General features: G+C 71.6%; 24 protein-coding genes. 17 read left to right on the forward strand and 7 right to left on the reverse strand.

Annotated features, from left to right (window positions below):
• Positions 1-445: 445 nt before the first annotated feature.
• The 8 genes from kdpF to NYZ98_RS23890 all read left to right on the forward strand — a co-directional run bounded on the left by kdpF (position 446) and on the right by NYZ98_RS23890 (position 10085).
• The gene (gene kdpF / locus NYZ98_RS23855) at positions 446-535 is read left to right on the forward strand and encodes a K(+)-transporting ATPase subunit F (RefSeq protein ID WP_114029906.1); all 90 of its coding nucleotides are present in this window, start codon (positions 446-448) and stop codon (positions 533-535) included.
• Positions 535-2196, forward strand: a complete 1662-nt coding sequence (kdpA, locus tag NYZ98_RS23860; RefSeq protein ID WP_262845191.1) for a potassium-transporting ATPase subunit KdpA — start codon at positions 535-537, stop codon at positions 2194-2196. Before kdpF ends, kdpA begins: the two co-directional genes overlap by 1 nt.
• Positions 2196-4340, forward strand: coding sequence for a potassium-transporting ATPase subunit KdpB (kdpB, locus tag NYZ98_RS23865; protein WP_316249600.1), 2145 nt, complete (start codon positions 2196-2198; stop codon positions 4338-4340). The genes kdpA and kdpB overlap by 1 nt, the downstream gene beginning before the upstream one ends.
• A complete protein-coding gene (locus NYZ98_RS23870) occupies positions 4341-5213 on the forward strand; it encodes a potassium-transporting ATPase subunit C (RefSeq protein WP_262845192.1) in 873 nt (290 codons plus the stop codon).
• Between the two features lie 3 nt (positions 5214-5216).
• Positions 5217-7760 (forward strand): sensor histidine kinase, encoded by a 2544-nt coding sequence (locus NYZ98_RS23875; RefSeq protein WP_262845194.1) that lies wholly within the window; start codon positions 5217-5219, stop codon positions 7758-7760.
• A 138-nt stretch (positions 7761-7898) separates the two neighbouring features.
• Positions 7899-8486: an MFS transporter gene (locus NYZ98_RS23880; protein ID WP_262845196.1), complete on the forward strand. Its 588-nt coding sequence runs from the start codon at positions 7899-7901 to the stop codon at positions 8484-8486.
• A gap of 198 nt (positions 8487-8684) precedes the next feature.
• The gene (locus NYZ98_RS23885) at positions 8685-9434 is read left to right on the forward strand and encodes a YcnI family protein (protein WP_262845197.1); all 750 of its coding nucleotides are present in this window, start codon (positions 8685-8687) and stop codon (positions 9432-9434) included.
• Positions 9435-9500: 66 nt separating this feature from the next.
• Positions 9501-10085: a copper resistance CopC family protein gene (locus NYZ98_RS23890; RefSeq protein WP_262845199.1), complete on the forward strand. Its 585-nt coding sequence runs from the start codon at positions 9501-9503 to the stop codon at positions 10083-10085.
• Positions 10086-10381: 296 nt separating this feature from the next.
• On the opposite strand, the gene NYZ98_RS23895 is transcribed toward NYZ98_RS23890, so the two are convergent.
• Positions 10382-10621, reverse strand: a complete 240-nt coding sequence (locus tag NYZ98_RS23895; RefSeq protein WP_262845201.1) for a hypothetical protein — start codon at positions 10619-10621, stop codon at positions 10382-10384.
• Here NYZ98_RS23895 and NYZ98_RS23900 point away from each other — a divergent pair.
• Entirely contained in the window at positions 10611-10793 is a 183-nt protein-coding gene (locus NYZ98_RS23900; protein WP_262845203.1) for a hypothetical protein, read from the forward strand. The genes NYZ98_RS23895 and NYZ98_RS23900 overlap by 11 nt on opposite strands.
• A gap of 69 nt (positions 10794-10862) precedes the next feature.
• On the opposite strand, the gene NYZ98_RS23905 is transcribed toward NYZ98_RS23900, so the two are convergent.
• Entirely contained in the window at positions 10863-11216 is a 354-nt protein-coding gene (locus tag NYZ98_RS23905; protein ID WP_262845205.1) for an STAS domain-containing protein, read from the reverse strand.
• 355 nt (positions 11217-11571) lie between these two features.
• Here NYZ98_RS23905 and NYZ98_RS23910 point away from each other — a divergent pair, with 355 nt between their 5' ends.
• Positions 11572-12891: a PP2C family protein-serine/threonine phosphatase gene (locus tag NYZ98_RS23910; RefSeq protein WP_262845207.1), complete on the forward strand. Its 1320-nt coding sequence runs from the start codon at positions 11572-11574 to the stop codon at positions 12889-12891.
• Between the two features lie 46 nt (positions 12892-12937).
• Here NYZ98_RS23910 and NYZ98_RS23915 read toward each other — a convergent pair whose 3' ends face one another.
• The 3 genes from NYZ98_RS23915 to NYZ98_RS23925 form a co-directional block, all read right to left on the reverse strand.
• Complete coding sequence (locus NYZ98_RS23915; protein ID WP_380708098.1) at positions 12938-13291, reverse strand: VOC family protein; 354 nt, start codon at positions 13289-13291, stop codon at positions 12938-12940.
• 64 nt (positions 13292-13355) lie between these two features.
• Positions 13356-13739, reverse strand: a complete 384-nt coding sequence (locus NYZ98_RS23920) for a hypothetical protein (protein WP_262845210.1) — start codon at positions 13737-13739, stop codon at positions 13356-13358.
• A 98-nt stretch (positions 13740-13837) separates the two neighbouring features.
• Positions 13838-14512: an O-methyltransferase gene (locus tag NYZ98_RS23925; protein WP_262845212.1), complete on the reverse strand. Its 675-nt coding sequence runs from the start codon at positions 14510-14512 to the stop codon at positions 13838-13840.
• Positions 14513-14639: 127 nt separating this feature from the next.
• Between NYZ98_RS23925 and NYZ98_RS23930 the strand changes: the two genes are divergently transcribed.
• The 6 genes from NYZ98_RS23930 to yjfF all read left to right on the forward strand — a co-directional run bounded on the left by NYZ98_RS23930 (position 14640) and on the right by yjfF (position 21533).
• The gene (locus NYZ98_RS23930; protein WP_262845213.1) at positions 14640-14768 is read left to right on the forward strand and encodes a hypothetical protein; all 129 of its coding nucleotides are present in this window, start codon (positions 14640-14642) and stop codon (positions 14766-14768) included.
• 416 nt (positions 14769-15184) lie between these two features.
• Complete coding sequence (araA, locus tag NYZ98_RS23935) at positions 15185-16684, forward strand: L-arabinose isomerase (protein WP_262845215.1); 1500 nt, start codon at positions 15185-15187, stop codon at positions 16682-16684.
• Positions 16685-16766: 82 nt separating this feature from the next.
• Positions 16767-17753, forward strand: coding sequence for an ABC transporter substrate-binding protein (locus NYZ98_RS23940; protein WP_262845217.1), 987 nt, complete (start codon positions 16767-16769; stop codon positions 17751-17753).
• Between the two features lie 57 nt (positions 17754-17810).
• Positions 17811-19319 carry a sugar ABC transporter ATP-binding protein gene (locus NYZ98_RS23945; RefSeq protein WP_262845218.1) on the forward strand — a complete coding sequence of 503 codons (1509 nt, stop codon included), beginning with the start codon at positions 17811-17813 and terminating at the stop codon, positions 19317-19319.
• 55 nt (positions 19320-19374) lie between these two features.
• Positions 19375-20505: an ABC transporter permease gene (locus tag NYZ98_RS23950; protein WP_262845219.1), complete on the forward strand. Its 1131-nt coding sequence runs from the start codon at positions 19375-19377 to the stop codon at positions 20503-20505.
• Positions 20502-21533: a galactofuranose ABC transporter, permease protein YjfF gene (gene yjfF, locus NYZ98_RS23955; RefSeq protein ID WP_262845221.1), complete on the forward strand. Its 1032-nt coding sequence runs from the start codon at positions 20502-20504 to the stop codon at positions 21531-21533. The genes NYZ98_RS23950 and yjfF overlap by 4 nt, the downstream gene beginning before the upstream one ends.
• Before the next feature lie 76 nt (positions 21534-21609).
• On the opposite strand, the gene NYZ98_RS23960 is transcribed toward yjfF, so the two are convergent.
• Entirely contained in the window at positions 21610-22113 is a 504-nt protein-coding gene (locus NYZ98_RS23960) for a hypothetical protein (protein WP_262845223.1), read from the reverse strand.
• Positions 22114-22196: 83 nt separating this feature from the next.
• Positions 22197-22721, reverse strand: a complete 525-nt coding sequence (locus NYZ98_RS23965; RefSeq protein WP_262845225.1) for a MarR family winged helix-turn-helix transcriptional regulator — start codon at positions 22719-22721, stop codon at positions 22197-22199.
• 107 nt (positions 22722-22828) lie between these two features.
• Here NYZ98_RS23965 and NYZ98_RS23970 point away from each other — a divergent pair, with 107 nt between their 5' ends.
• Positions 22829-24925: an MMPL family transporter gene (locus tag NYZ98_RS23970; RefSeq protein ID WP_262845227.1), complete on the forward strand. Its 2097-nt coding sequence runs from the start codon at positions 22829-22831 to the stop codon at positions 24923-24925.
• Positions 24926-24928: the final 3 nt, after the last annotated feature.

Raw genomic sequence — 24928 nt, forward strand, 5'->3', positions numbered from 1 at the left:
CGCCGGCGTGGTCACCTCTGGTGACCGGCTCCATCCTGGGGGGCCGTGAACCGCCATGGAAGACGGCACTTCAAGGTCACCAGGTAACCTCTGCGATACCTCGCTGGCCTGCGAGGTGCGCGACATCCTCGACCGCGTCGGTCGCGCGCCCACCGCGTCGAGGTCGCCGCCGCCCGCGCCGCCTACGACCACCGCCCTCCCGGCCCCTCGGCGGGGCGGGTGTAGGGATCACGTCAAGAATCGGCGTCCGGGCGTATGGAAGCCGTCAAGACCCCTGAGACCCCTCGAATCACGCGATTTGCTTGCTGGGAGGCCGTCCGTCTTGGGCGGCCAGAAGCATGTTTGTTCTGATTTGAGGAGTGGGGATGGCTGACGTCATCTTCGTCGTCCTGACGATCGCGGTCTTCGCGATCCTGGGACTCGTCGTCAAGGCGGTGGAGCGCCTGTGAGCGCCGTCAACGCCGCCGGGCTGGTGGTCACCGCCGGCCTCGTGATCTTCATGGTCGCGGCCCTGCTGTTCCCGGAGCGATTCTGATGTCCCAGGCGCTCGCCGGGATCCTGTTCATCGGATCCCTCCTGGTCGCCCTGGTGGTGACCCATCGCCCCCTCGGCGACTACTTGTACCGCGTCTACACCGGCACCAGGCACCTGGCGGCCGAGCGGGTGTTCTACCGGCTCGCCGGGGTCCAGCCCGACGCCGAGCAGCGGTGGAGCGTGTACGCCCGCAGCGTGCTCGCGTTCTCGGCCGTCTCCATCCTGTTCCTCTACGCCTTCCAGCGCCTCCAGGACAGGCTGCTCCTCAGCCTGGGCTTCCCCCCGGTTCCCGGGCACATCGCCTGGAACACCGCCGTCAGCTTCGTCACCAACACGAACTGGCAGGCCTACTCGGGCGAGTCCACGATGGGCCACCTGGTGCAGATGGCCGGGCTGGCCGTGCAGAACTTCGTGTCGGCCGCCGTCGGCATGGCCGTCGCGATCGCCCTGGTCCGCGGGCTCGCGCGCAACCGGACCGAGAACCTCGGCAACTTCTGGGTGGACCTGGTCCGCGGCACCGTCCGCGTCCTGCTGCCGATCGCCTTCGTCGGCGCGATCGTCCTGGTGGCGAGCGGAGTGATCCAGAACCTGTCCGGCGTCCACGAGGTCGCCACGCTGGCCGGCGGCACGCAGGGCGTCACCGGCGGCCCGGTGGCGAGCCAGGAGATCATCAAGGAGCTGGGCAACAACGGCGGCGGCTTCTACAACACCAACTCCGCCCACCCCTTCGAGAACCCCAACGGCTGGACGAACTGGTTCCAGATCTTCGCGATCCTGGTGCTGCCGTTCGCCATGCCCCGCGCGTTCGGCCGCATGGTCGGCGACCGGCGGCAGGGCTACGCCATCGCCGCCGTCATGGGCGTGCTCGCCTTGGCCAGCGTCGTGGTGCTGACCGCGCTGGAGGTCGCGCACCACGGCACGGTCCCGCAGGCGGTCGGCGCCGCGCTGGAGGGCAAGGACGTCAGGTTCGGCGTCGCCAACTCCGGCACCTTCGCGGCGGCCACGACGCTCACCTCGACCGGCGCCGTCGACTCCTTCCACGACTCGTTCACCGCGCTCGGCGGCATGGTCACGATGGTCAACATGATGCTGGGCGAGGTCGCGCCCGGCGGCGTGGGCGCGGGGCTGTACGGCATGCTCGTCCTCGCGGTGATCACGGTGTTCGTCGCCGGGCTGATGGTCGGGCGCACGCCCGAGTACCTCGGCAAGAAGATCGGCTCCCGCGAGATCAAGCTGGCGTCGCTGTACTTCCTGACCACCCCGGCGCTCGTGCTGTTCGGCACCGCCCTGGCCATGGGCTCCGCCGAACAGCGGGCGAGCATGCTGAACGGCGGCCCGCACGGCCTGTCGGAGGTCCTCTACGCCTTCACCAGCGCCTCCAACAACAACGGCTCGGCGTTCGCCGGCCTCACCGTCAACACCCCCTGGTACGACACCGTTCTCGGCCTGTGCATGGCGTTCGGGCGCTTCCTGCCGATCATCTTCGTGCTCGGCCTGGCCGGGTCGCTGGCCCGGCAGGCGCCCGTGCCCGCCTCGGCCGGCACGCTGCCCACCCACCGGCCGCAGTTCGTCGGGATGGTCGTCGGGGTGACGGTCATCCTGGTCGCGCTGACCTTCCTCCCCGCGCTGGCGCTCGGACCTCTCGCCGAAGGAATCCTCTGATGGCCACCCCAGTGCGCGCGCCCGGCCGTACCGCAGGGCCCGGCAAGAACGGCAAGGTGGGCGGGGGCCTGCTCGACCCCATGCAGCTCCTCACGTCCCTGCCGGACGCCGTGCGCAAGCTCAACCCCGTCACACTGTGGCGCAACCCCGTCATGTTCATCGTCGAGATCGGCGCGGTGTTCACCACCGTCCTCGCGGTCACCGGCCCGTCGGTGTTCGCCTGGGCGATCGTCGTCTGGCTCTGGCTGACCGTCGTGTTCGCCAACCTCGCCGAGGCCGTCGCCGAGGGCCGGGGCAAGGCCCAGGCGGCCACCCTCCGCGCCGCCAAGCGGGACACCATGGCCCGCAGGCTCACCGGCTGGCGCCCCGGCCAGGACCCCGGCTCCTTCGAGACCGTCGGCGCCCCCGAACTGCGGCAGGGCGACTACGTGGTCGTCGAGGCCGGCGAGACCATCCCGGGCGACGGCGACGTCGCCGAGGGGATCGCCAGCGTGGACGAGTCGGCCATCACCGGCGAGTCGGCCCCGGTCATCCGGGAGTCCGGCGGCGACCGGTCGGCCGTCACCGGCGGCACCAAGGTGCTGTCGGACCGGATCGTCGTCCAGATCACCCAGAAGCCCGGCGAGAGCTTCATCGACCGCATGATCGCCCTGGTCGAGGGCGCCGACCGGCAGAAGACCCCCAACGAGATCGCCCTCAACATCCTGCTCGCCGCGCTGACGGTCATCTTCCTGATCGCCACCGCGACCATGCAGCCCCTGGCCATCTACTCCAAGGCCGGCAACCCCGGCATTCCCGACTCGCTCGCCCTGACCGGTGACGGTGTCACCGGGATCGTGCTGGTCTCGCTGCTGGTCTGCCTCATCCCGACGACGATCGGCGCGCTGCTGTCGGCCATCGGCATCGCCGGCATGGACCGGCTCGTGCAGCGCAACGTCCTCGCCATGAGCGGGCGCGCCGTCGAGGCGGCCGGTGACGTCAGCACGCTGCTGCTGGACAAGACCGGCACCATCACGCTCGGCAACCGGCAGGCGTCGGAGTTCGCGCCCGCGCCCGGTGTCGCCGTGGAGGACCTGGCCGCCGCCGCCCAGCTCGCGAGCCTGGCCGACGAGACCCCCGAGGGCCGTTCCATCGTGGTGTACGCCAAGCAGGCGTACGGCCTGCGAGAGCGGCGCCCGGGGGAGCTGGACCACGCCGAGTGGATCCCCTTCACCGCCCAGACCCGCATGTCGGGGGTGAACGTGTCCGGCCGCGAGGTGCGCAAGGGCGCGGCCACCGCGGTCATGAAGTGGGTGCGCGACCACGGCGGCCACCCGACGAGCGAGGTCGGCGACCTGGTCGACGGCATCTCCTCCTCCGGCGGGACACCGCTGGTGGTCGGCGAGGTCCTCGACGGCAAGGCGCGGGTGCTCGGCGTCGTCCACCTCAAGGACGTCGTCAAGCAGGGCATGCGCGAGCGGTTCGCCGAGATGCGCAAGATGGGCATCCGCACGGTGATGATCACCGGTGACAACCCGCTGACGGCCAAGGCCATCGCCGACGAGGCCGGGGTGGACGACTTCCTGGCGGAGGCGACGCCCGAGGACAAGCTGGCGCTGATCCGCGAGGAGCAGCGCGGCGGGCGGCTGGTCGCCATGACCGGCGACGGCACCAACGACGCCCCCGCGCTGGCCCAGGCCGACGTCGGCGTGGCGATGAACACCGGCACCTCGGCCGCCAAGGAGGCCGGGAACATGGTCGACCTCGACTCCAACCCCACCAAGCTCATCGAGATCGTGGAGATCGGCAAGCAACTCCTGATCACCCGGGGCGCGCTGACGACCTTCTCGATCGCCAACGACATCGCCAAGTACTTCGCCATCATCCCGGCGATGTTCGCCGCCGTGTACCCGGGCCTCGACGCGCTCAACGTCATGCGCCTGGCCAGCCCGCAGTCGGCGATCCTGTCGGCGGTCGTCTTCAACGCCCTCGTCATCGTCGCGCTGATCCCGCTCGCGCTGCGCGGCGTCCGCTACCGGCCTTCCAGCGCCGCCAAACTGCTCAGCCGCAACCTCTACATGTACGGGCTCGGCGGCATCGTCGTGCCGTTCATCGGCATCAAGATCATCGACCTGGTCGTCCAGTTCCTCCCGGGGATGGCATAAATGGAACGTCTGCCAAGTTGGATGCGCCGGCACCTCGCCGCGCTCCGCGTACTGCTGATCCTCACCGTGGTGACCGGGGCGGTCTACCCGCTGGTGATCACCGGCATCGCCCAGGGCCTGTTCTCCGGCAAGGCCGGCGGGTCGCTCCTGCAGAAGGACGGCAAGGACGTGGGGAGCTCCCTGGTCGGCCAGAGCTTCGCCGGCGCGGACGGCGCGCCGGTCAGGAAGTACTTCCAGAGCCGCCCGTCCGCCGCCGGATACGACATGTCCGCCACCGCCGCGAGCAACCTCGGGCCCGAGGACGTCGTCGACACCCTCCCCGTGCCCGGGGCCAAGGACGCCGAGGGCGGCCCCGACACCGGCAAGCAGAGCCTGCTCACCCAGGTCTGCGCCCGCAGCAGGGACATCGGCGCGCTGGAAGGGGTCAGCGGCGCGCGGCCGTACTGCACGGCCGACGGGGTGGGCGCCGTGCTCAAGGTGTTCCCCGCCGTCGGGGCGCCGGTGCGCGCGGTCAGCGTCAACCAGGCCTGCCCCGCCGCCCCCTTCGTCGCCGGATACCAGGGCGTGAAGGTGGAGTGCGGCAAGCCCGGCGAGGACTACGCCAAGGGCAGGACGGTCACGGTACGCGGCACCGCGACCGCCGCGGTGCCCGCCGACGCGGTCACCGCGAGCGGCTCAGGCCTCGACCCCGACATCTCGATCGCCTACGCCGACCTGCAGGCCGCCCGGGTCGCCAGGGAACGCGGGATCACACCCGCCCAGGTGAGGACGCTGATCCGGGACAACACCACCGGCCGGGCCCTCGGCTTCATGGGCGAGCCCGCCGTGAACGTCCTGCGGCTCAACCTGGCCCTGGATCGGCTCAGGGGCTAGGCCGTGGCCAGGAAGCGCGGGCGGCTGCGCATCTATCTCGGGGCGGCCCCCGGCGTCGGCAAGACCTTCGCGATGCTCTGCGAGGGGCACCGGCGCCTGGCCAGGGGCACCGACGTGGTCGTCGGGTTCGTCGAGACCCACGGCCGGCCGCGCACCGCCGCGCAGGTGGACGACCTGGAGCTCGTCCCCCGGATGACCATGGTCTACCGGGGGGCGGCCTTCACCGAGCTGGACACCGAAGCCGTCATCGCGCGCGCCCCGAGCCTGGCGCTGGTCGACGAGCTCGCGCACACCAACGTGCCGGGCTCGAAGAACGCCAAGCGCTGGCAGGACGTCGAGGAACTCCTCGACGCTGGGATCGACGTCCTCTCCACCGTCAACATCCAGCACCTGGAGTCGCTGAACGACGTCGTCCAGCAGATCACCGGGGTCCCGCAGCGAGAGACCGTCCCCGACGAGGTCGTGCGGCGGGCCGACCAGGTGGAGCTGGTCGACATGGCCCCCGAGGCGCTGCGCCGCCGCATGGCCCACGGCAACGTGTACCCGCCCGAGCGGGTCGACGCCGCCCTGTCGAACTACTTCCGGGTCGGCAACCTCACCGCGCTGCGCGAGCTGGCACTGCTGTGGGTGGCGGGAAAGGTCGACGAGCAGCTCGACCGCTACCGCGCCGACCACGGGATCGCCGGCACCTGGGAGGCGCGCGAGCGCGTCGTGGTCGCGCTCACCGGCGGCCCGGAGGGCGACACGCTCGTACGCCGGGCGGCCAGGATCGCCGCGCGCACCAAGGGCGCCGACCTGCTCGCCGTCCACGTGACCAGCTCCGACGGGCTGAGCGGCGCCGACCCGGCGAACCTGGCGCGGCACCGGGCCCTGGTGGAGAGCCTCGGCGGCACCTACCACCAGGTCGTCGGCGGCGACGTGCCGCAGGCGCTGATCGACTTCGCGCGGGGGGTGAACGCCACCCAGCTCGTCCTCGGCGCCTCACGCCGGGGACGGTTCGCCCAGCTGCTGTCCCGGGGCGTCGGCGTCACCACCACCGTGCTCTCCGGGTCCATCGACGTGCACATGATCACGCACGCCGAGGTCAGCAGGGGGGCCAGGCGGGTGCGCTCGCGCGCCGCGCTGACGCGCAGGCGCCGGTTCGCCGGCTGGGCGATGGCCGTGTTGCTGCTGCCCGCGCTCACGGCCGCGCTGGTCCCGCTCAGGGAGGACCTCACCCTGCCGAGCGAGATCCTGCTGTTCCTGCTGACGGTGGTCATGGTCGCGCTGGCGGGCGGGATGTGGCCCGCCGTCACCTCGGCCGTGGCCGGCTCCCTGCTGCTCAACTACTACTTCACCCCGCCGGTCGACCGGTTCACCATCGCCGACCCCGAGAACCTGCTCGCGCTGTGCGTCTACGTCCTGGTGGCCGTCATGGTCAGCGCGGTCGTGGACCTCGCCGCGCGCCGCACCCGGGAGGCGGCCAGGGCCGGCGCCGACGCCGAGGTGCTGTCCACGCTGGCCGGGCACGTCCTGCGCGGGGACTCGGCGCTGCACTCGCTGCTCGCGCGGCTGCGCGAGACCTTCGGGCTGACCTCGGTCACCCTGCTGGAGCGGACGGGCGAGCCCGGCCCCGACGACCACTCCGAACCCGGCGCCTGGCGGATCGCCGCCACCTCAGGCGGCGCGCCCTGCACCGTGCCGGGCTCGGCGGACTCCGACGTGACCATCGACGAGGACCTGGTGCTGGCCGTACGCGGACGGCTGCTGGACGCCGCCGACCGCCGGGTGCTGGAGGCCTTCGCCGCCGAGGCCGCCGTCGCCCTGCGCCAGGAGCGGTTGCGCGAGCAGGCCGAGCGGGCCAGGCCGCTGGCCGAGGCCGACCGGATGAGAACGGCGCTGCTCGCGGCGGTCAGCCACGACCTGCGCAGCCCGCTGGCCTCGGCCAAGGCCGCCGTGGAGAGCCTGCGGAGCACCGAGGTGCGGTGGAGTGAGCAGGACCGGTCGGAACTGCTGGCCACTGCGGGTGAGTCGCTGACCAAGCTGGACCGGCTGGTCGCCAACCTCCTCGACATGAGCAGGCTCCAGGCGGGCGTGCTGGGCCTGACCCCCCGGCCGGTCGCGGTCGAGGAGATCGTCCCCCGGTCGATCGACGACCTCGGCCCGCTCGGGGACCGCGTCGACGGAGAGGTCTCCGCCGAACTTCCCGAGGTCGTCGCCGACCCCGCGCTGCTGGAGCGGATCCTGGTCAACGTGATGGCCAACGCCGTCCGCTACAGCCCGGCCGGCGCCAGGGTGCTCGTCACCGCCAGCGGGCACGGGGACCGTGTCGAGATCCGCGTCGCCGACCGGGGTCCCGGCATACCGGCCGAGGCGCACGACCGGGTCTTCCTGCCGTTCCAGCGGCTGGGCGACCGGGACAACCACACCGGTGTCGGACTCGGCCTCGCGCTCTCCCGGGGGCTGGCCGAGGCGATGGGCGGCACCCTGGTCCCCGAGGAGACCCCCGGCGGCGGCCTCACCATGGTCATCACCCTCCCCGCCGCCCCCCGCACGCGCCCGCTCTGACCGGCGCCCCTCGTGCGGTTGGCACCACTCGCGCGGGAGGCCTGCGGCTCTCCGCGAAGGGGTCCGGCCCCTCTTGTCGATGCAGGTCGTGGAAGTTCGAGGGGATTTCGAGGGCTTTGTGAGACGATGCAAGGCGTCATGCAGGCCAATCTCCCCTTGAGGCTCGCGCGCTCGGCGGTGTTCACCGTCGTGTGCCTGACGCTTGCCTCGGTGGCCCACTGGTTCGCGGGCGGGGCGGCCCCGTCCGCGGCGGTCATGACGGCCGGCGGACTGGTCGTCATGACGGGCACGGCGCTCCTGGCCGGGCGGGAACGCTCGCCGGTGACCGTGACCGGGCTCCTCCTCGCCGCCCAGGCGGTCCTGCACCTGCTGCTCGGCCCGGCCGACCTCCCCGGCGGCCCCCCGCACGGGCCCGTCCCCGGCGGGCCGCCGCAGGAGCACGCCCTCAGCGTGAGCGCCGGCATGCTGGTCGCCCACCTCACCGCCGCCCTGCTCACCGCCTGGTGGCTGTCGCGCGGCGAGTCCGCGCTCTGGTCGGTCCTGCGCGCGGCCGGCGCGTACGCCCTGCGTCGCGTGCGGTGGCTGCTCGCCCTCCTGTGGCGGGACGAGCCCCCGGCCCCCGCCGTGCCGTTCCGGCGGGCGGCGCCCGCGTTCTCCCCCGCCCGTGACCAGGTCCTGCGGCATGCCGTCGTCCGGCGCGGCCCTCCGGTGCCCGCCGTCTCCTGAGTCCCTCGTCGCGGATGGCCGCCGGGCAGGTCCCGCCGAGCCCCGCGTCCGAAGGGACTCATTCCCGCGCGCGTTCGTTCCGCGCGCCTCCCCGCGTACCGCCACGACGTCACCGGCCCGCGCCGCCCTGCCGCGCGCGTCCGCGTCGTACGGCTCGCGCGCCCTTTCGGCATTCACGCAGACCATCGGAGAATCCTCATGGCACTGACCGCCATCTGCCGCCGGGCCGTCACCGTCTCGGCCGGCGCCCTCGCCCTCACGCTCGGCCTTGCCCTGCCCGCGCTCGCCCACGTCACGATCAACCCCGGGACCGCCGAAAAGGGCGGCTGGACCAAGATCGGTTTCCGGGTGCCCAACGAGCGGGACAAGGGCGCGAGCGACAAGCTCGAAGTCCAGTTCCCCACCGACCACCCGCTGCCCTTCGTGTCGGTACGGCCGATCCCGGGGTGGACGGTCAAGATGACCAAGGGCAAGCTGCCCAAGCCGGTCGTCTCCGACGACGGGGACAAGGTCACCGAGTCCGTCCTGAAGATCACCTGGTCCGGCGGGAAGATCCAGCCGGGCGAGTTCCAGGAGTTCGAGGTCTCGGTCGGCCCGCTGCCCAAGGACGTCGACGAGCTGGTGTTCCCGGCGATCCAGAGCTACGCCGGCGGCGAGGTCGTCAAGTGGACCGACGCCCCCAAGGCCGACGGGTCCGAGCCCGAGCACCCCGCGCCCGTGCTCAAACTGGTCGACCCGGCCCAGGTCGGCGAGGGCGTCCCCACCGCCACGCCGCCCGTCGCCGCGCCCCCCTCCGGCGCCCCCTCGGTCGCCCCTGTGGTGGTCACCCGGGCCGCCGGTGACGGCGGATCCGACGGTACGGCCAGGTTGCTGGGCGTACTGGGCATCGTCGTCGGCCTCCTCGGGGCCGGTGTCGGCGTGCTCGGCCTCCGCCGCGCCCGTAGCTGACGCGTTCCGGTGGGTGCGGGGTCACGCGCCCGTGTGACCCCGCATCCTCGTCACCTTGGAGTTCCTGTGAGATTTCCCGCCGTCCGAGCACTGCTGGTGCTCTGCCTGTCGAGCGTGTTCCTCGGCCTGGCCGCCCCGGCCGCCCTGGCGCACGACAGCCTCAAGAGCAGTTCCCCGGCCAAGAACGCGACCGTCTCCGGCTTGGACCGCATCGAGCTGGAGTTCAGCGCGCACGTCAGCTTCCCCGTGGTGATCCTGCACGACGCGGCCGGTCGCCGGTACGAGTCCGGGAGCCCGCGCACGGACGGCCCGAAGGTCGTCCAGGACGTGGCCGCCACGCTTCCGCCCGGCGGGTACGTCATCGCCTGGCGGATCGTCTCCTCCGACGGGCACCCCGTGGAGGGCGAGATCCCGTTCACCGTCGCGGGAACGGGCGGTGCCCAGCCGGCCGCGTCCGCGAGCGGGACGGGCGCCGCCCCGGCACCGGCGGAGTCGGCCGCCCCGGCCGCACCCGCCGCCGCCACGCAGGCGGGGGGCATCCCCGGATGGGTGTGGGCGGGCCTCGGCCTGCTCGTGGTCATCGCGGCGGTGACTTTACTGGGCGGGCGCAAGAAGCCCGAGGAGGCCGCCGGACGCGAGGCCGACGCCTGACCGGAGGGGATTTCCCGCATTCCCGGGACGCGACCGGAAGGCGATAATGATTGAACGTTAACTAACTGAATCGCCAAGCATTTCCATGTCTTGTCGCTCTTTGTGGTCCGTGCCGGACGTCACCGCTCTGAGCTGCGAAGACGGGTTTTCGAGAAGGCGCACAATGGTGGTCGCATTCTGGTGAGATCCGGGCCGGTTATGGTTGTGCGCAATTTATCTTGTGCGTTCGTGCCCCGAGGCCCTAACGTGTCGTCGATTCCATTCTCGGATATATCGAAAGACGCGCGAGAGGCATATCAGATGGCCTTGCGAAGGAAATGGGCGGCGGGGGTGGTTCCGGCCGTGACCGCCGGGCTGCTCATCGGGTCCCCGGCCCAGACGGCGTCCGCCGTGAGCGACACGTGCACGATCCCGCTGTTCTGGACCACGTGCACGACCGGGCCGGTGCCCAGCTCGGAGCATTCCATCTGGGTCCAGGTCGAGAACTGCGACACGAGCTGGTTGCGCGCCTCGACCACGTGGAACGTGCAGGACACGCGGTCCGGCGCCCGCCCGGCGCGGGGCGCGGTCACGCCCGGCCACTGGACGCGCACCCATGTCGGCGGCCTGTACTCGGGCTACCAGGTCCGCATCGTCGGCGACCCGTACTCGCGCACGAAGATCGTCAACGGTGACCCCCACTGGGCCGAAGGCGTCTACTCCTGCTGACCCTCCCACGACCACTCCTGCTGACCCTCCCACGACCACGACGGGAAACCGGCCCCGTGCCGATCAGGGTCAGCGGGTGTCGTGGAGGGCGTCGGCCACGGAGGGGAACAGGTCGAAAAGGGATGACAGGCCCGTGATGGCCAGCCGCCGCCGCACGTTGTCCTGCGGGGCGGCGAGCAGGAGGCGGATACCCGACGCGTCACACTCCTTACGGGCATGCACCAGCTCGCCGAGCCCGGAGGAGTCGAACAGCTCCACCTCGGACAGGTCGATGATCACGACCGTGGCCTGCGGGGTACGCCGGGCGGTGTCGATCTGGTCGCGGAAGGTAGGCGCGGAGCCGAAGTCCAGGTCCCCGGTGGCGCGGATGACCACCGCGCCACTGGCGGGCAGGGCGAAAACAGGCTCATTCTCGGCGTCCATGGCAGTGATCAGCTCTTCCTTAGGGATGGCATCCCGGCTTGGATCCCGGTCCACGTGGAATGTTCTCTCCCCCTTACCTCACCCGGCGGCTTGTAACCCTGGCGGCCCTCTTTGATGGGCCGCACCCCCGGCACCGCACCTCGGCGAGGTGCCACCGCCTGTGCCCGCGCCCCCGTGAGGACCGTGTTCCTCCGCTATTACCCCCTGTGCCGTCGCCGGCCTCGCCGGACCGGGCTTTGCCCGATCATCCGCGCGCCTTAAGGTGGCAGGAGAAGCGAGCCCGGCGCGGCCGGGCCGGACCTGGTCCTTCAGCGCCACCTCCCTGGTTGCTGTCACCGCCACGACAGGAACATCGGTGAGCAAACCTCAACGGTTCAAGAACCTGGGCGATCTGCCGCCCGAGGTCTTCGATCCGGCGCGGTTGGCGGCGGTGGCGGCCAGCGGGCTGATGGACAGCGCCCCGGAGGAGGTCTTCGACGACCTCGCGGGCCTGGCCGCCTCGATGACCGGCGCGCCGTTCGCGTTCGTCACCGTGCTGGACGCCCGGAGCTCGTTCTGGAAGAGCGCCGTCGGGATGGGGAAGCCGCCCGACGAGAAGCGGTACACCCCGGCCGAGGAGAGCCCCTGCCACCTGATCGTGGCCGGCGACGCGCCCCTGATCGTGGACGACGCGGCGAACGACCCGCGTCTCGACGGCCTCGCGGCCATCGGCGAACTCGGCGTCAGGGCGTGGGCGGGGCATCCCGTCCACGGCCCCGGGGGCGAGGTGCTGGGCGCCCTGTGCGTGGCCGACACCGTCCCGCGGGCCTGGAGCGCCGGGCAGGTGCGGGCGCTGGGCGTACTGGCCAGGGCGGTCAGCTCCGAGATCGCCCTGCGTGACGCGGTGGGACGCATGCGGCGGCAGATGGCCGACCTGCGGGCGTTCACCGAAATGTCCACCGCGCTGGCGCGCACCCTGCAGGAGAGCCTGCTGCCGCCGGTGCTGACCAGCCCCCCGGGCGTGGACGCCGCCGCGCGGTACGTGCCCGCAGGCGACGGCACCACCGTGCTCGGCGACTTCTACGACCTGTTCCCGGCCAGCGCCTCCCGATGGTGCGCGATCCTGGGGGACGTCTCCGGTCACGGGGTCGAGGCGGCCAAGGTGACGGCCCTGGCCCGCTACACCGTGCGCGCCGACGCCCCCCGCCACATATCGGCGACCAAGGTGCTGGACCAGCTCAACACCGCGCTGCTGGCCCAGCACGTGTCGGCCCACCAGTTCCTGACCGCCATCTGCGCCATCTTCAGGATCGACGGCGCGGGCGTCACCGGAGTGCTGTGCACCGCCGGCCACCCGTCCGCCCTGCTCCGGCGCACCGACGGCAGCGTGGAGGAGGTCCGTTCCGCCGGGGCGATCCTGGGCGTCTTCCCGGACGCCGGCCTGAAGAACGTGCGGTTCACCCTGGAGCCGGGGGAGGTGCTGCTGCTCTACACCGACGGCGTCACCGAGGCGCGCCCGCCCGCGAGCCCCGGGCTGTTCGGCGACCAGCGGCTGCACGACCTGCTCGCCTCCTGCGCGGACCTGGACGCACAGGCCGTCGTCGACCGGGTCACCCGGACGGTCCTGGACTTCTGCCGAGAGGCCCCCGGCGACGACATCGCCATCCTGGCCCTCCGCATCCCCCCGGCCCCCTGACCGCCGCCCGCCGGATCAGCCGGTTCGGCCTGCTCGGCCCGCCGGTTCAGCCCGCCCGCTCGGCGGCGCTGCGCTCGACGCAGAACTCGTTGCCCTCGATGTCGGCGAGCGTCACCCAGCCGGTGCCGTCGCCGCGCCGGTGATCCTCCACGAGGGTGGCGCCCAGGGCCAGCAGCCGCCCGACCTCCTCGTCCCGCGTACGGTCCTGGGGTTGCAGGTCGAGGTGCACCCGGTTCTTGCCCGACTTGGGTTCCGGGACGACGACGAACAGCAGCTTCGCGCCCGCGGACTCGACCAGGACCTCCGGGTCGCCGGGATGGTCGTCCTCCGCGAGCGAGCCTTCGACCACGGTCGCCCAGAAGGCGCCGAGTTTGTAGGCGTCCGCACAGTCGAATGTCACATGTCTCACCAAAGAAGCCATGGCCCCATCTTGGGCGGTCACCGGCATCGGGGGCGACGGGTTTTCACCGGTCGGGGTCCCGGCGGGAGCCGAGGTCGATCGAGCCGAAGATGTCGCCGGCCTGGATCACCGTGCCGTGGATCCGCGCGTCGCCGCTGATGGTGTTGGACACGTCGTGGCTCCGCTGGATGATCTTTCCTGTCTCGGCGGTCCAGGAGGCCAGCGACTCCCTGAACTCCGGGTCGGCCTCGGCCCGGTCCACCAGGATCCCGGCGATCTCCCGCGTGTCGCCTGCGGGGGCCGCCTCCAGCGCGGCCGCCTCCGGGGAGTCGCGTCCGAAGCGGTCGCGCGCGAGCGCGGTCAGCGAGGCCCAGGCGCTCTTCCCCGCCTCCCCGGCCACGCCGCCGACCAGTGCGGAAATGATCGCGGCCAGCACGGTCGGATCCATGGCATCTCTCCTGAGCGTCGGTGGCATTTCGGGCGACCGGCCCGCCGTCGGGGACCCCGGGCCGGCCGGGCCGGTCGGGACACGCTCGTCCGCGCGGGTCAGCGCTTGCGGACCAGGGTCAGGCCGTCGCGGATGGACAGCATCACGGACTCGACGCGGGTGTCGTGGACCAGCTTGTCGTTGAGGGCGCGCATGGTGAGGTGGTGCTCCTCCTGGAAGGCGGGATCGAGGACGCGGGCGCCCAGGAACACGTTGTCCAGGGCGATGAGGCCGCCGGGGCGCAGACGGGCGAGCACCTCCTCGTAGTACACGGGGTAGCCGGCCTTGTCCGCGTCGATGAAGGCGAAGTCGTAGTCCTCGCCGGCCGGGAGCGCGCGCAGCGTCTCGGCGGCCGGCGCGATCCGGAGGTCGATCCGCCCGGCGACACCGGCCCGTTCCCAGTAGCGCTCCGCGATGGAGGTCCACTCGGTGCTGACGTCGCACGCGAGCAGGTACCCGTCCTCGGGCAGGCCCCGGGCGATGCAGATGGAGGAGTAGCCGGTGAAGACCCCCACCTCGATCGCCCGGCGCGCGCCGGTCAGCCGGACCAGCATGGTCAGGAGGGCGCCCTCGTCGTGGGAGACCTGCATTCTGGCCGTGTCGCCGAGGGCGGCGCGGGTCTCGGCGGCGAGTTCTATGAGGAGATCGTCGGCCGGCGTGCAGTGGGCGAGAACGTACTCGCTGATCGCCGGGTGAACGATGTCGATGGACTCCGCTGAGATCGAGGGAGGCATGGAGGTCCTTTCGAGGGGGACGTCATCCAGAGGGCACTGATCAAGCAGAGGGCGCTGATCAAGCGTTCATCAATCTCGATGCTTTGTACAGGACGCCGGCTTCCTCCGAGCGGCCGTCACCCGCCGGGTGCGCGGCGGCACCGAGCGGTACTACTCGCTGGTCGCCCGGACCTTCAGGAACGATCCCGGCGCCGAGACCGCCCCGGAGTTCCTCGCCCTGGCCGAGATGTCTCACTCCCCCGGCATGATCAAGTGATTGTTAGCGCTATCAGGCACGGGCGTCAAGCTCGGAGCGATCACAAAAATGGCCGTCTGCCCAGGGCCGACGCCTGCCGGTGCGGGACCGGATCTCCTTTTGAGACAGTGACGAAACGGTATTGACACGTTTGGTGTTATCGCAAACACTCTGAGAGCCCCCTGATACAACGAGCCAGTCTCGGTGCGCTGCCAAAAATGTTAGCGCAAACAATCGCAGTCGCCAGGCACAGAGGAGGAGATCATGGCCGTCCCGAGGATCCGTGAGGAGCCGGTGGCACAGCACCGGCGACTCGCCGGCCCTGATCCGGCCCTCCGCGTGCCCGCCCGCCACCGGAGCGACCGTAACCCCCCGGCCCCGGCCGCACCCCCCGTGTGCCCACCCGTCACCCGCACGCCCGAAGGCGGTACGACCGCATGAAACCGCCCACCACGCACGAGGTCTGGTTCCTCACCGGAAGCCAGGACCTCTACGGCGAGGAGACCCTGCGCCAGGTCGCCGAGCAGTCCTCGGCGATCGCCGGGGAACTGGGGGACCAGCTCCCGATCAAGGTGGTCTGGCGGCCGGTGCTGACCGACGCCGAGTCGATCCACCGCGTCTGCCTGGAGGCCAACTCCGCGGACGACTGCGTCGGGGTCATCGCCTGGATGCACACCTTCTCGCCCGCCAAGATGTGGATCGCGGGCCTGGACGCGCTGCGCAAGCCGCTCCTGCACCTGCACACGCAGGCCAACGTGGCCCTGCCGTGGCACTCGATCGACATGGACTTCATGAACCTGAACCAGGCCGCCCACGGCGACCGCGAGTTCGGGTACGTCCAGTCGCGGCTCGGGGTGGCGCGCAAGACGGTCGCCGGGCACGTGAGCGACCCGTACGTGGCCGGGCGCGTCGGCGCGTGGGCCAGGGCGGCGACCGGGTACGCGGAGATGCGGTCGCTGCGGCTGGTCAGGTTCGGCGACAACATGCGCGGCGTGGCCGTCACCGAGGGCGACAAGGTCGAGGCGCAGCGCCGGTTCGGCGTCTCGGTCAACACCTACGGGGTCAACGACCTGGTGGAGGAGGTCGGCGCGGTCGCGGAGGACGAGGTGGGCGCGCTGGTCAAGGAGTACGAGGACACCTACCAGGTGGCCGGCGAGCTGTGCGCGGCCGGCGAGCGGCACGCGTCGCTCCGGTACGCCGCGAGCGTCGAGCTCGGGCTGCGGCGCTTCCTTGAGGCGGGCAGGTACTCCGCCTTCACCACGAACTTCGAGGACCTCGGCGGGCTCAGGCAGCTTCCCGGCCTCGCGGTGCAGCGGCTGATGGCCGACGGGTACGGTTTCGGCGGCGAGGGCGACTGGAAGACCTCGATGCTGCTGCGCGCCGTGAAGGCGATGTCCGCGGGGCTGCCGGGCGGCACCTCGTTCATGGAGGACTACACCTACAACATGGAGCCCGGCAGGGAGCGCGTCCTCGGCGCGCACATGCTGGAGGTCTGCCCGTCCATCGCCGCCGGCGTGCCGTCCTGCGAGATCCACCCGCTGAGCATCGGCGGCAGGGAGGACCCGGTCCGGCTGGTCTTCGACGCCGAGCCCGGCCCCGCGGTCGTCGTGGGCCTGGCCGACATGGGCGACCGCTTCCGGCTGGTCGCCAACGAGATCGAGGTCGTGCCGCCGGACGAGCCGCTGCCCCGGCTCCCGGTGGCCCGCGCGGTCTGGAAGCCGCATCCCGACCTGCGGACCTCGACCGAGGCGTGGCTGACCGCGGGAGCGCCGCACCACACCGTGCTGTCGGCCGCCGTCGGCGTCGAGGAACTGGCCGACCTCGCCGAGATGGCCGGGGTCGAGCTGCTGGTCATCGGCGCGGGCACCACCATCGGGCAGTTCGCCAAGGAGATCCGCTGGAACCAGGCGTACTACCGCCTGGCGCAGGGGCTCTGAGGCCGCGGCACAAAGCTCGTCCAGGCTCGCCTGGGCCATTCGGGGGACCCCACTCCTAACCCTTGAGACAAAGGAGAGGTCCATGTTGAGAAGACTTTCGGCGGCGGTCGTCCTGATCGCCGGCCTTGCCGCCTGCGGCGGTGCCGGTGGTGGCGCCGCGGGCGGTGGTGGCGGAGGCGGCGGAGGCGGCGACACGATCACGCTGGGCTTCGCGCAGGTCGGTGCGGAGAGCGGCTGGCGTACGGCCAACACCAAGTCCATCCAGGACTCGGCCAAGGCGGCCGGCATCGACCTGAAGTTCTCCGACGCGCAGCAGAAGCAGGAGAACCAGATCAAGGCCATCCGCTCCTACATCCAGCAGAAGGTCGACGCGATCGCGTTCTCGCCGGTGGTCGAGTCCGGCTGGGACACCGTACTGAAGGAGGCCAAGGACGCGAAGATCCCGGTCCTGCTGACCGACCGGGCCGTCGACTCGCCGGACACCTCGCTGTACCGGACGTTCATCGGCTCGGACTTCGTCGTGGAGGGCACCAAGGCCGGCGAGTGGCTGGTCAAGGAGTACGAGGGCAAGTCCGACCCGGTCAACATCGTCGAGCTCCAGGGGACGACCGGCTCCGCGCCCGCCAACGACCGTAAGAAGGGCTTCGGGGACGTCATCGCGGCCGACCCCAAGTTCAAGATCATCGCCTCGCAGACCGGGGACTTCACCCGGGCCAAGGGCAAGGAGGTCATGGAGGCCTTCCTCAAGGCCCACAAGGACATCGACGTCCTGTTCGCCCACAATGACGACATGGGACTCGGCGCGATCGAGGCCATCGAGGGCGCCGGCCTCAAGCCGGGCGTCGACATCAAGATCATCACGATCGACGCGGTCAAGGACGGCATGCAGGCCCTGGCCGACGGCAAGATCAACTTCATCGCCGAATGCAGTCCCCTCCTCGGCCCGCAACTCATGGACCTGGTCAAGAAGGTCGTGAAGGGTGAGCAGGTCCCGCAGCGGGTGCTCACCGAGGAGACCACCTTCACCCCGGAGCAGGCCAAGGCGGCCCTGCCGGAGCGCAAGTACTGACGCGCGCGGGCGCCCCGGCACGCCCGGGGCGCCCGCCCGAGGCAAGGAGTCACAGGGATGGCGGATCCTCGGCCGATCCTGACGATGACCGGGATCAGCAAGGACTTCCCGGGTGTGCGCGCGCTGGCCGACGTCGGCTTCCGGCTGTTCCCCGGCGAGGTGCACGCGCTGATGGGCGAGAACGGCGCGGGGAAGTCGACCCTGATCAAGGTCCTGACCGGCGTGTACGACGTGGACCAGGGCGAGATCGCCCTCGACGGCGAGCCCGTGCGGTTCAGCGGGCCCCTGCAGGCGCGGCAGGCCGGCGTCAGCACCGTCTACCAGGAGGTCAACCTCTGCGCGAACCTGTCGGTGGCGGAGAACATCCTCATCGGCAGGGAGCCGCGCCGCTTCGGCGCGATCCGGTGGGCCGCCCTGCGGCGCCGGGCCGCCGAGCTGCTGCGCCGGCTCCAGCTCGACATCGACGTCACCGCCCCGCTCGGCACCTGCTCCATCGCCGTGCAGCAGATGGTCGCCATCGCGCGGGCCATCGACGTCTCGGCCAAGGTCCTCATCCTGGACGAGCCGACCTCCAGCCTGGACGCCGGAGAGGTCGGCCAGCTCTTCCAGGTGATCAAGCGGCTCAAGGACGAGGGCATCGCGATCCTGTTCGTCACCCACTTCCTTGACCAGGTGTACGAGGTGTCCGACCGCGTCACCGTGCTGCGCAACGGCCGCCTGGTCGGGGAGTACCTCACCAGGGACCTCAGCCAGATCGACCTGGTCGGCAAGATGATCGGCAAGGAGCTCCAGGTCCTGGAGCATCTCGACGAGGAACGTGCGCCCGCCGCACCGGAGCCGGTCGTGGAGGCGCGCGCGCTCGGCCGGCGCGGCGCGGTGGCGCCGTTCGACCTGACCGTGCGCCGGGGCGAGGTGGTCGGGCTGGCCGGGCTGCTCGGGTCGGGACGCACCGAGGTGGCACGCCTGCTGTTCGGCGCCGACCGCGCCGACCACGGCCGGATCCTGCTCGACGGCGTGCCCGTGTCGCTGCGCACGCCCCGCGCCGCGATGGGCCGTGGCCTCGCCTTCTGCTCGGAGAACCGGCGCACCGAAGGGCTGGTCGAGGAGCTCACGGTGCGCGAGAACATCATCCTGGCCCTCCAGGCCGTACGCGGGTGGGCGCGGCCGATCCCGCGCCGAAGACAGGAAGAGCTGGTCGGCAGGTACATCCAGGCGCTGCGCATCACCCCGGCCGACCCCGGGCTGCCGGTGCGCGCCCTCAGCGGGGGCAACCAGCAGAAGGTCCTGCTGGCCAGGTGGCTCATCACCGAGCCCCGGCTGCTGATCCTCGACGAGCCGACCCGGGGCATCGACGTCGGCGCCAAGGCCGAGATCCAGCGGCTGGTCGTCTCCCTGTCCAAGGACGGGATGGGGGTGCTGTTCATCTCCGCCGAACTGGAGGAGGTGCTGCGCCTCAGCCACCGGATCGCCGTGCTGCGCGACCGCCGCATGGTGGCCCAGATGGTGAACGAGGGCGTGGACGCCGACCGCGTCATGCGCGTCATCGCGAGCGGGGAGTCCTCATGAGCCGGGAAACGGACGCCGGCCGTGTCACGGCGGTCATCGCGAGGAGGCGGTCCCTGTGAGCCGGGAAACGGACGCGGTCCGCGACGAGCGGGTCGTCGCGGACGGGGAGAGCGACCTCGTGGCGCCGCGCGGCGCCGGGAGGATGCGCGGGCTGGCCCGGCACCGCCTGCTGTGGCCGGTGCTCGTGCTGGTCCTGCTCCTGCTGAGCAACCTGATCTTCACCCCCGGCTTCTTCGAGATCGAGGTGCGCCAGGGCCACCTGTACGGCAGCGTCGTCGACATCGTCCGCTTCGGCGCGCCGCTGATCCTGGTCGCCCTCGGCATGACGCTGGTCATCGCGACCGGCGGCATCGACCTGTCCGTCGGGTCGATCGTCGCCATCTGCGGCGCCATGGCCTGCCTGCGGATCAGCGATCTCGGCGACCAGAACGAGGTCACCGGCGTCCTCGCGGCGATCGGCCTGGCGCTGGCGCTGTCGCTCGTGCTCGGCCTGTGGAACGGCGCCCTGATCGCCGGCGTCGGCGTCCAGCCGATCATCGCCACGCTCATCCTGATGGTCGCCGGCCGAGGCCTCGCGCAACTGATCACCGGCGGGCAGATCATCACGATCAACAGCTCGCCGTACAAGCTCATCGGCGCCGGCTACTGGCTCACGCTGCCGTTCTCCATCCTGGTGGCGCTGGCCGTGACCGCGCTCGCCGTGCTGCTCACCCGGCGCACCGCGCTCGGCCTGCTCATCGAGGCCGTGGGCGGCAACGCCGAGGCCAGCAGGCTCGCGGGCATCAGGTCGCGCCGGATCATGCTGATGGCGTACGTCTTCTGCGGGTTCTGCGCGGGCGTCGCCGGCCTGATGATCAGCTCGAACGTGTCCAGCGCCGACGGCAACAACGCCGGGCTGTGGATCGAGCTGGACGCGATCCTCGCCGTCGTGATCGGCGGCACGCCGCTGGCCGGCGGCCGGTTCTCCATCGGCGGCACCGTCATCGGCGCCCTGATCATCCAGGCGCTCTCGACCACCATCTACACCATCGGGGTGCCGCCGGAGACGACCCTGCTGTTCAAGGCGGTGGTGGTCACCGTGGTCTGCCTGGTCCAGTCGCCCGCCTTCCGCGCCCGGGTGTTCCGCCGCCGCGCGCCGCGTCCCCTCCCGGTCGCCGAGAAGCCGAAAGCCGAGGTCGCGCGATGAGCGCCCGCAGCTCCTACCTGCCCTCGGGACGGTACGTGCCCGTGCTGGCCACGCTGGCCCTGCTCGCGGTCATGTACGGCGCGGGCGCCCTGCGGTACGAGGCGTTCGGCGACGGTCAGGTGATCCTCAACGTCTTCGTGGACAACGCGTTCCTGCTGGTCGTCGCGGTCGGCATGACGTTCGTGATCCTCACCGGCGGCATCGACCTGTCGGTGGGGTCGGTGGTGGCGCTGACGACCATGCTGTCCGCGTCCCTGCTCAAGGACCAGGCGTGGCCGCCGTACGCGGTGCTGCCACTGGTGCTGCTGCTCGGCGCGCTGCTCGGCCTCGGCATGGGGTGCGTCATCCACTACTTCGAGATCCAGCCGTTCATCGTGACGCTGGCCGGCATGTTCCTGGCCCGCGGGCTCTGTTACACGATCAGCACCGCGTCCATCCCGATCGACGACCCGTTCTGGCGGTCCATGGCGGACTCCAAGGTGCGCCTCGCGGGGTACTTCGTCTCGCCGAGCGTGCTCGTCGCGCTGGTCGTGGTGCTGGTCGCGGCGTACGTGCTGGGCTACACGCGGCTGGGCCGCAACGTGTACGCGATCGGCGGCAGCCCGGGGTCGGCGCTGCTGATGGGGCTGCCGGTGGCCCGCACCAGGATCGCGGTCTACACGATCAGCGGCTTCTGCTCGGCCCTCGGCGGGGTGCTGCTCAGCTTCTACATGCTGTCCGGCTACGGCCTGCACGCCGTGGGCATGGAGCTGGACGCGATCGCGGCGGTCGTCATCGGCGGGACGCTGCTCACCGGGGGCTCCGGCTACCTGGTCGGCACGGTGCTCGGGGTGATGGTGCTCGGCGTCATCCAGACGATCATCACGTTCGACGGCACCCTGAGCTCCTGGTGGACCAAGATCGTCATTGGGGTCCTGCTGTTCGTCTTCATCGTCCTGCAGCGCCTGATCGCGGCCCGGGGGACCAGGTCCGCGCCCGCCGCGCCGGAGAGCGCCCCCCTCACCCTGACGGCGCCGCCCGCGCGGTGACGGCCCCGGCCCGATGGCGCGCCGTCACCGCCTCCGCCCCGGTCAGGTGGCGGATCGGCGCGCCAGGGACCCCGGGTCACTTGGAGAGGTAGAGGACCTTCCAGGTGCCCGCGTACAGGCAGTTGAGCGACGGCTTGGCGGCCTTGGCCTCGGAGCAGACCTTCAGCTCGACCTCGTAGACGTCGTGGTAGGAGAAGGAGTAGGGCTTCGCCGTGCCGTAGGAGCAGTCGGTGATGGTGCGGTGCTTGAAGGGCAGCTTGCCCGCGTGGTCGCGGTAGGTGATGCGGAAGACCGCGAGGCCGCAGCTCGACGACCTGCGGGTGAGGTCGTAGACCTTGCCGGAGATCCGCACGGTGTCGGCGGTGGGGATGACGTCGTGGTCCTCACCCCTGGCCGACAGGGAGCCGAACGTCTTGGCGCGGTGGCCGGGCGCGTAGTAGGTGCCCCAGTGGGAGGCGGACGCGGAGCTCGTGGCGGCGGCCGTGTCCGACGGGCCGGCGGCGGCCTGGGCGGCGGCGGGGACGAGCGCGACAAGGGCGGCGGTGACGGCCAGACCGGTGAGGGTGCGGGTGAGGGTCATCGGAGCGGTCCTTTCTGGTGGTGATGACCGCAGTATGTGACGGGCCGCTTTCAACCTTCTTGAGCGTTCACTGCAAGCGGGTGTCAACGCTCCGTAGGCGGCGGCGCCGGGTCCGCCTGGGCCGGGCCGGCCATGGAGGTGAGGCGTGCGGTGATCGTCGCCTCGATGCTGCCGGTGAGGAAGTGATCGATCACCAGCCGGTCCTCGTGGCTGAAGTGGGCGAACGACGCCGAAAGGTGCTGGGCGAGCGGGGTGAAGAAGCGGCTCGCCAGGATGACGGCCTTCTCGTGCAGGGTGAGCTCGACCTTGCGGCGGTCGGTCGCGCTGCGGGTCCGCTCGACGTGGCCCGCCTGTTCGAGCCGGTTGAGCAGGGCCGTGGTGGCGGGGGCGCTGAGGTTGAGCGCGGCTCCGAGGGAGCCCGGGCTGAGCGGCACGCCGGCGCGGGCCGCGTCCATGATCACGACCACGGCGTTCAGGTCGGTGCGGTGCAGCCCGTTGTCGGTGGCGAACTGCTCGACGAACCGGTCCAGCTCCACGTTGAGGCGCCGCATCAAGGTCATCAGCTCGAAGGAGCTACCGGCTTCCCTGTCTGGCGGTTCTGCCGGCACCCGTCGTCCTCCTTCGCCCGGCCGAGGCCGATCGTCGTGTTTGCCCCGGGCGCGGACGCACCCTACTCTTTCCGCCATAAAACTATTCCATGGCAGAAAGAGTCGCTATGACACGACCAGAGCATATTGGGTGGGCGCCGTGGGGCGCGTACGCCAAGTGGGTCACGATCACGGTCGCCGTGATCCTCTCCGGCCTCGCGCTCGGGTTCGGCGGCGCTTCTGAGGTCAGCGCCGATCCGGCCGCCGCGCTCCCGAAGGGCGCCGAGTCGGCCACCGCCATCCGGCTGCAGCAGCGCCTCCCGAGCGGGCAGCTCCTGCCCGCCCTGGTCGTCTACAGCCGGGCCGGCGGGCTCACCGGTCAGGACCGGGCCGCGATCACCGGCGACGCCGGCCGGCTCGCCGCCCTGGCCGAAGGCCGCCGACTGCCCCCGCCCAGGTTCGGGCCGGACGGGGACGTGGCGCTGGTGACCGTGCCGCTCGACGGCTCGCTCTCCAACGCGGAGCTGACCGAGGTGGTCGGCCGGATCAGGGCCGAGGGCCGCCAGGGCCTGCCCGCCGGCGCCCGGGTCGAGGTGACCGGCGGCGCCGGCTTCAAGGTCGACCTCGCCGCGGTCTTCAAGGGCGCCGACATCACCCTGCTCGCCGTCACGGCCGGGGTGGTCGCCCTGCTCCTGCTCCTGACCTACCGCAGCCCCTGGCTGTGGCTGGTTCCCCTGACCGTCATCGGGGTCGCCGACCGGGTCGCCGGCGAGATCGTCGCCGTGCTCACCCGCACCACCGGCCTGACCGTGGACGACTCCACCTTGGGCATCACCTCGGTGCTGGTCTTCGGCGCGGGCACGAACTACGCCCTGCTGCTCATCGCCCGCTACCGCGAGCAGCTCCGCCTGCACGGCGACCGCCACGTGGCGATGACCGGGGCGGTCCGCTCGGCGGCGCCCGCGATCCTGGCGAGCTCCGCCACGGTGACCCTCGCGCTGGGGACGCTGGCCTTCGCGGCCTCGCCGTTCAACCGCGCCATCGGCATGGCCGGCGCCATCGGCATCGTCACCGCCGTGGCGTTCGCGCTGCTCGTCCTCCCGGCCGCGATGGTGCTCTTCGGCCGGGGCCTTTTCTGGCCCTTCGCCCCGAAGGTCGGCCAGGCCGACCCCACCCGCACCGGGCCGTGGTCCCGGATCGGCGCCGCCGTGTCGCGGCGCCCCGCCGTCATGACCGCCGTCAGCCTCGCCGTGCTCGCCGTCCTGGCCCTCGGGATCGGCGGGGTGCGGAGCGGGCTGTCGCAGACCGAGCGGTTCCGCGACCGGGTGGAGGCCATCACCGGCCAGGAGACGCTGAGCCGCGCCTTCCCGCCCGGGAGCGCGCAGCCCCTGGTGGTGATCGCGCGCACCTCCGCCGCCGAGGCCGTGCGCGCCGCCGCGTCCGCGATCCCGGGGAACCCGCGCGTCACCGTCACCGAGCGGACGCCCGAGTACACCCGGGCCGACGTGGTGCTGAAGGCGGAGCCGGGAAGCGACGCCGAGTTCGCCGCCATCAGGGACCTGCGCGCGGCCGTGCACGCCGTGCCGGGCGCCTCGGCGGTCGTGGGCGGTCCCGCCGCCGCCGACCTGGACGAACGGGACGCCGCCGTCCGCGACCAGAAGCTGATCATCCCGCTCGTGCTGGCCGTGGTGCTCCTGGTCCTGCTCCTGCTGCTCCGGTCGGTCGTCGCGGCCGTCACGCTGGTGCTCACCGTCGTGGCCAGCTTCGCGGCGAGCTTCGGCGCGGGGTGGTTCGCGTTCACCCACTTCTTCGGCTTCCCGGCCCTGGACCTCAGCGTCCCGCTGCTGAGCTTCCTGTTCCTGGTGGCGCTCGGGGTGGACTACAACATCTTCCTGATCACGCGGGCGAGGGAGGAGACGCCGCGCGCCGGCACCCGGCAGGGCGTGGTCGCGGCGCTGGCGGTCACCGGGGGAGTGATCACCAGCGCCGGGATCCTGCTGGCGGCGGTGTTCGCCGTGCTCGGGGTGCTGCCGCTCATCACGCTCACCCAGATCGGCGTCATCGTCGGCTTCGGGGTGCTGCTCGACACCCTTCTGGTGCGCAGCGTCCTGGTCCCCGCTCTGGTCACGCTGCTCGGCGATCGCTTCTGGTGGCCGGGCGCCCCCCACCGCGCGGGATCGCCCGGGTCACGGGAGGCCGGCCTGGTGCCTGAGGGCTCCAGGTGAGCG

This window comes from Sphaerisporangium corydalis (assembly GCF_025506355.1).
Classification (GTDB): Bacteria; Actinomycetota; Actinomycetes; order Streptosporangiales; family Streptosporangiaceae; genus Sphaerisporangium; species Sphaerisporangium corydalis.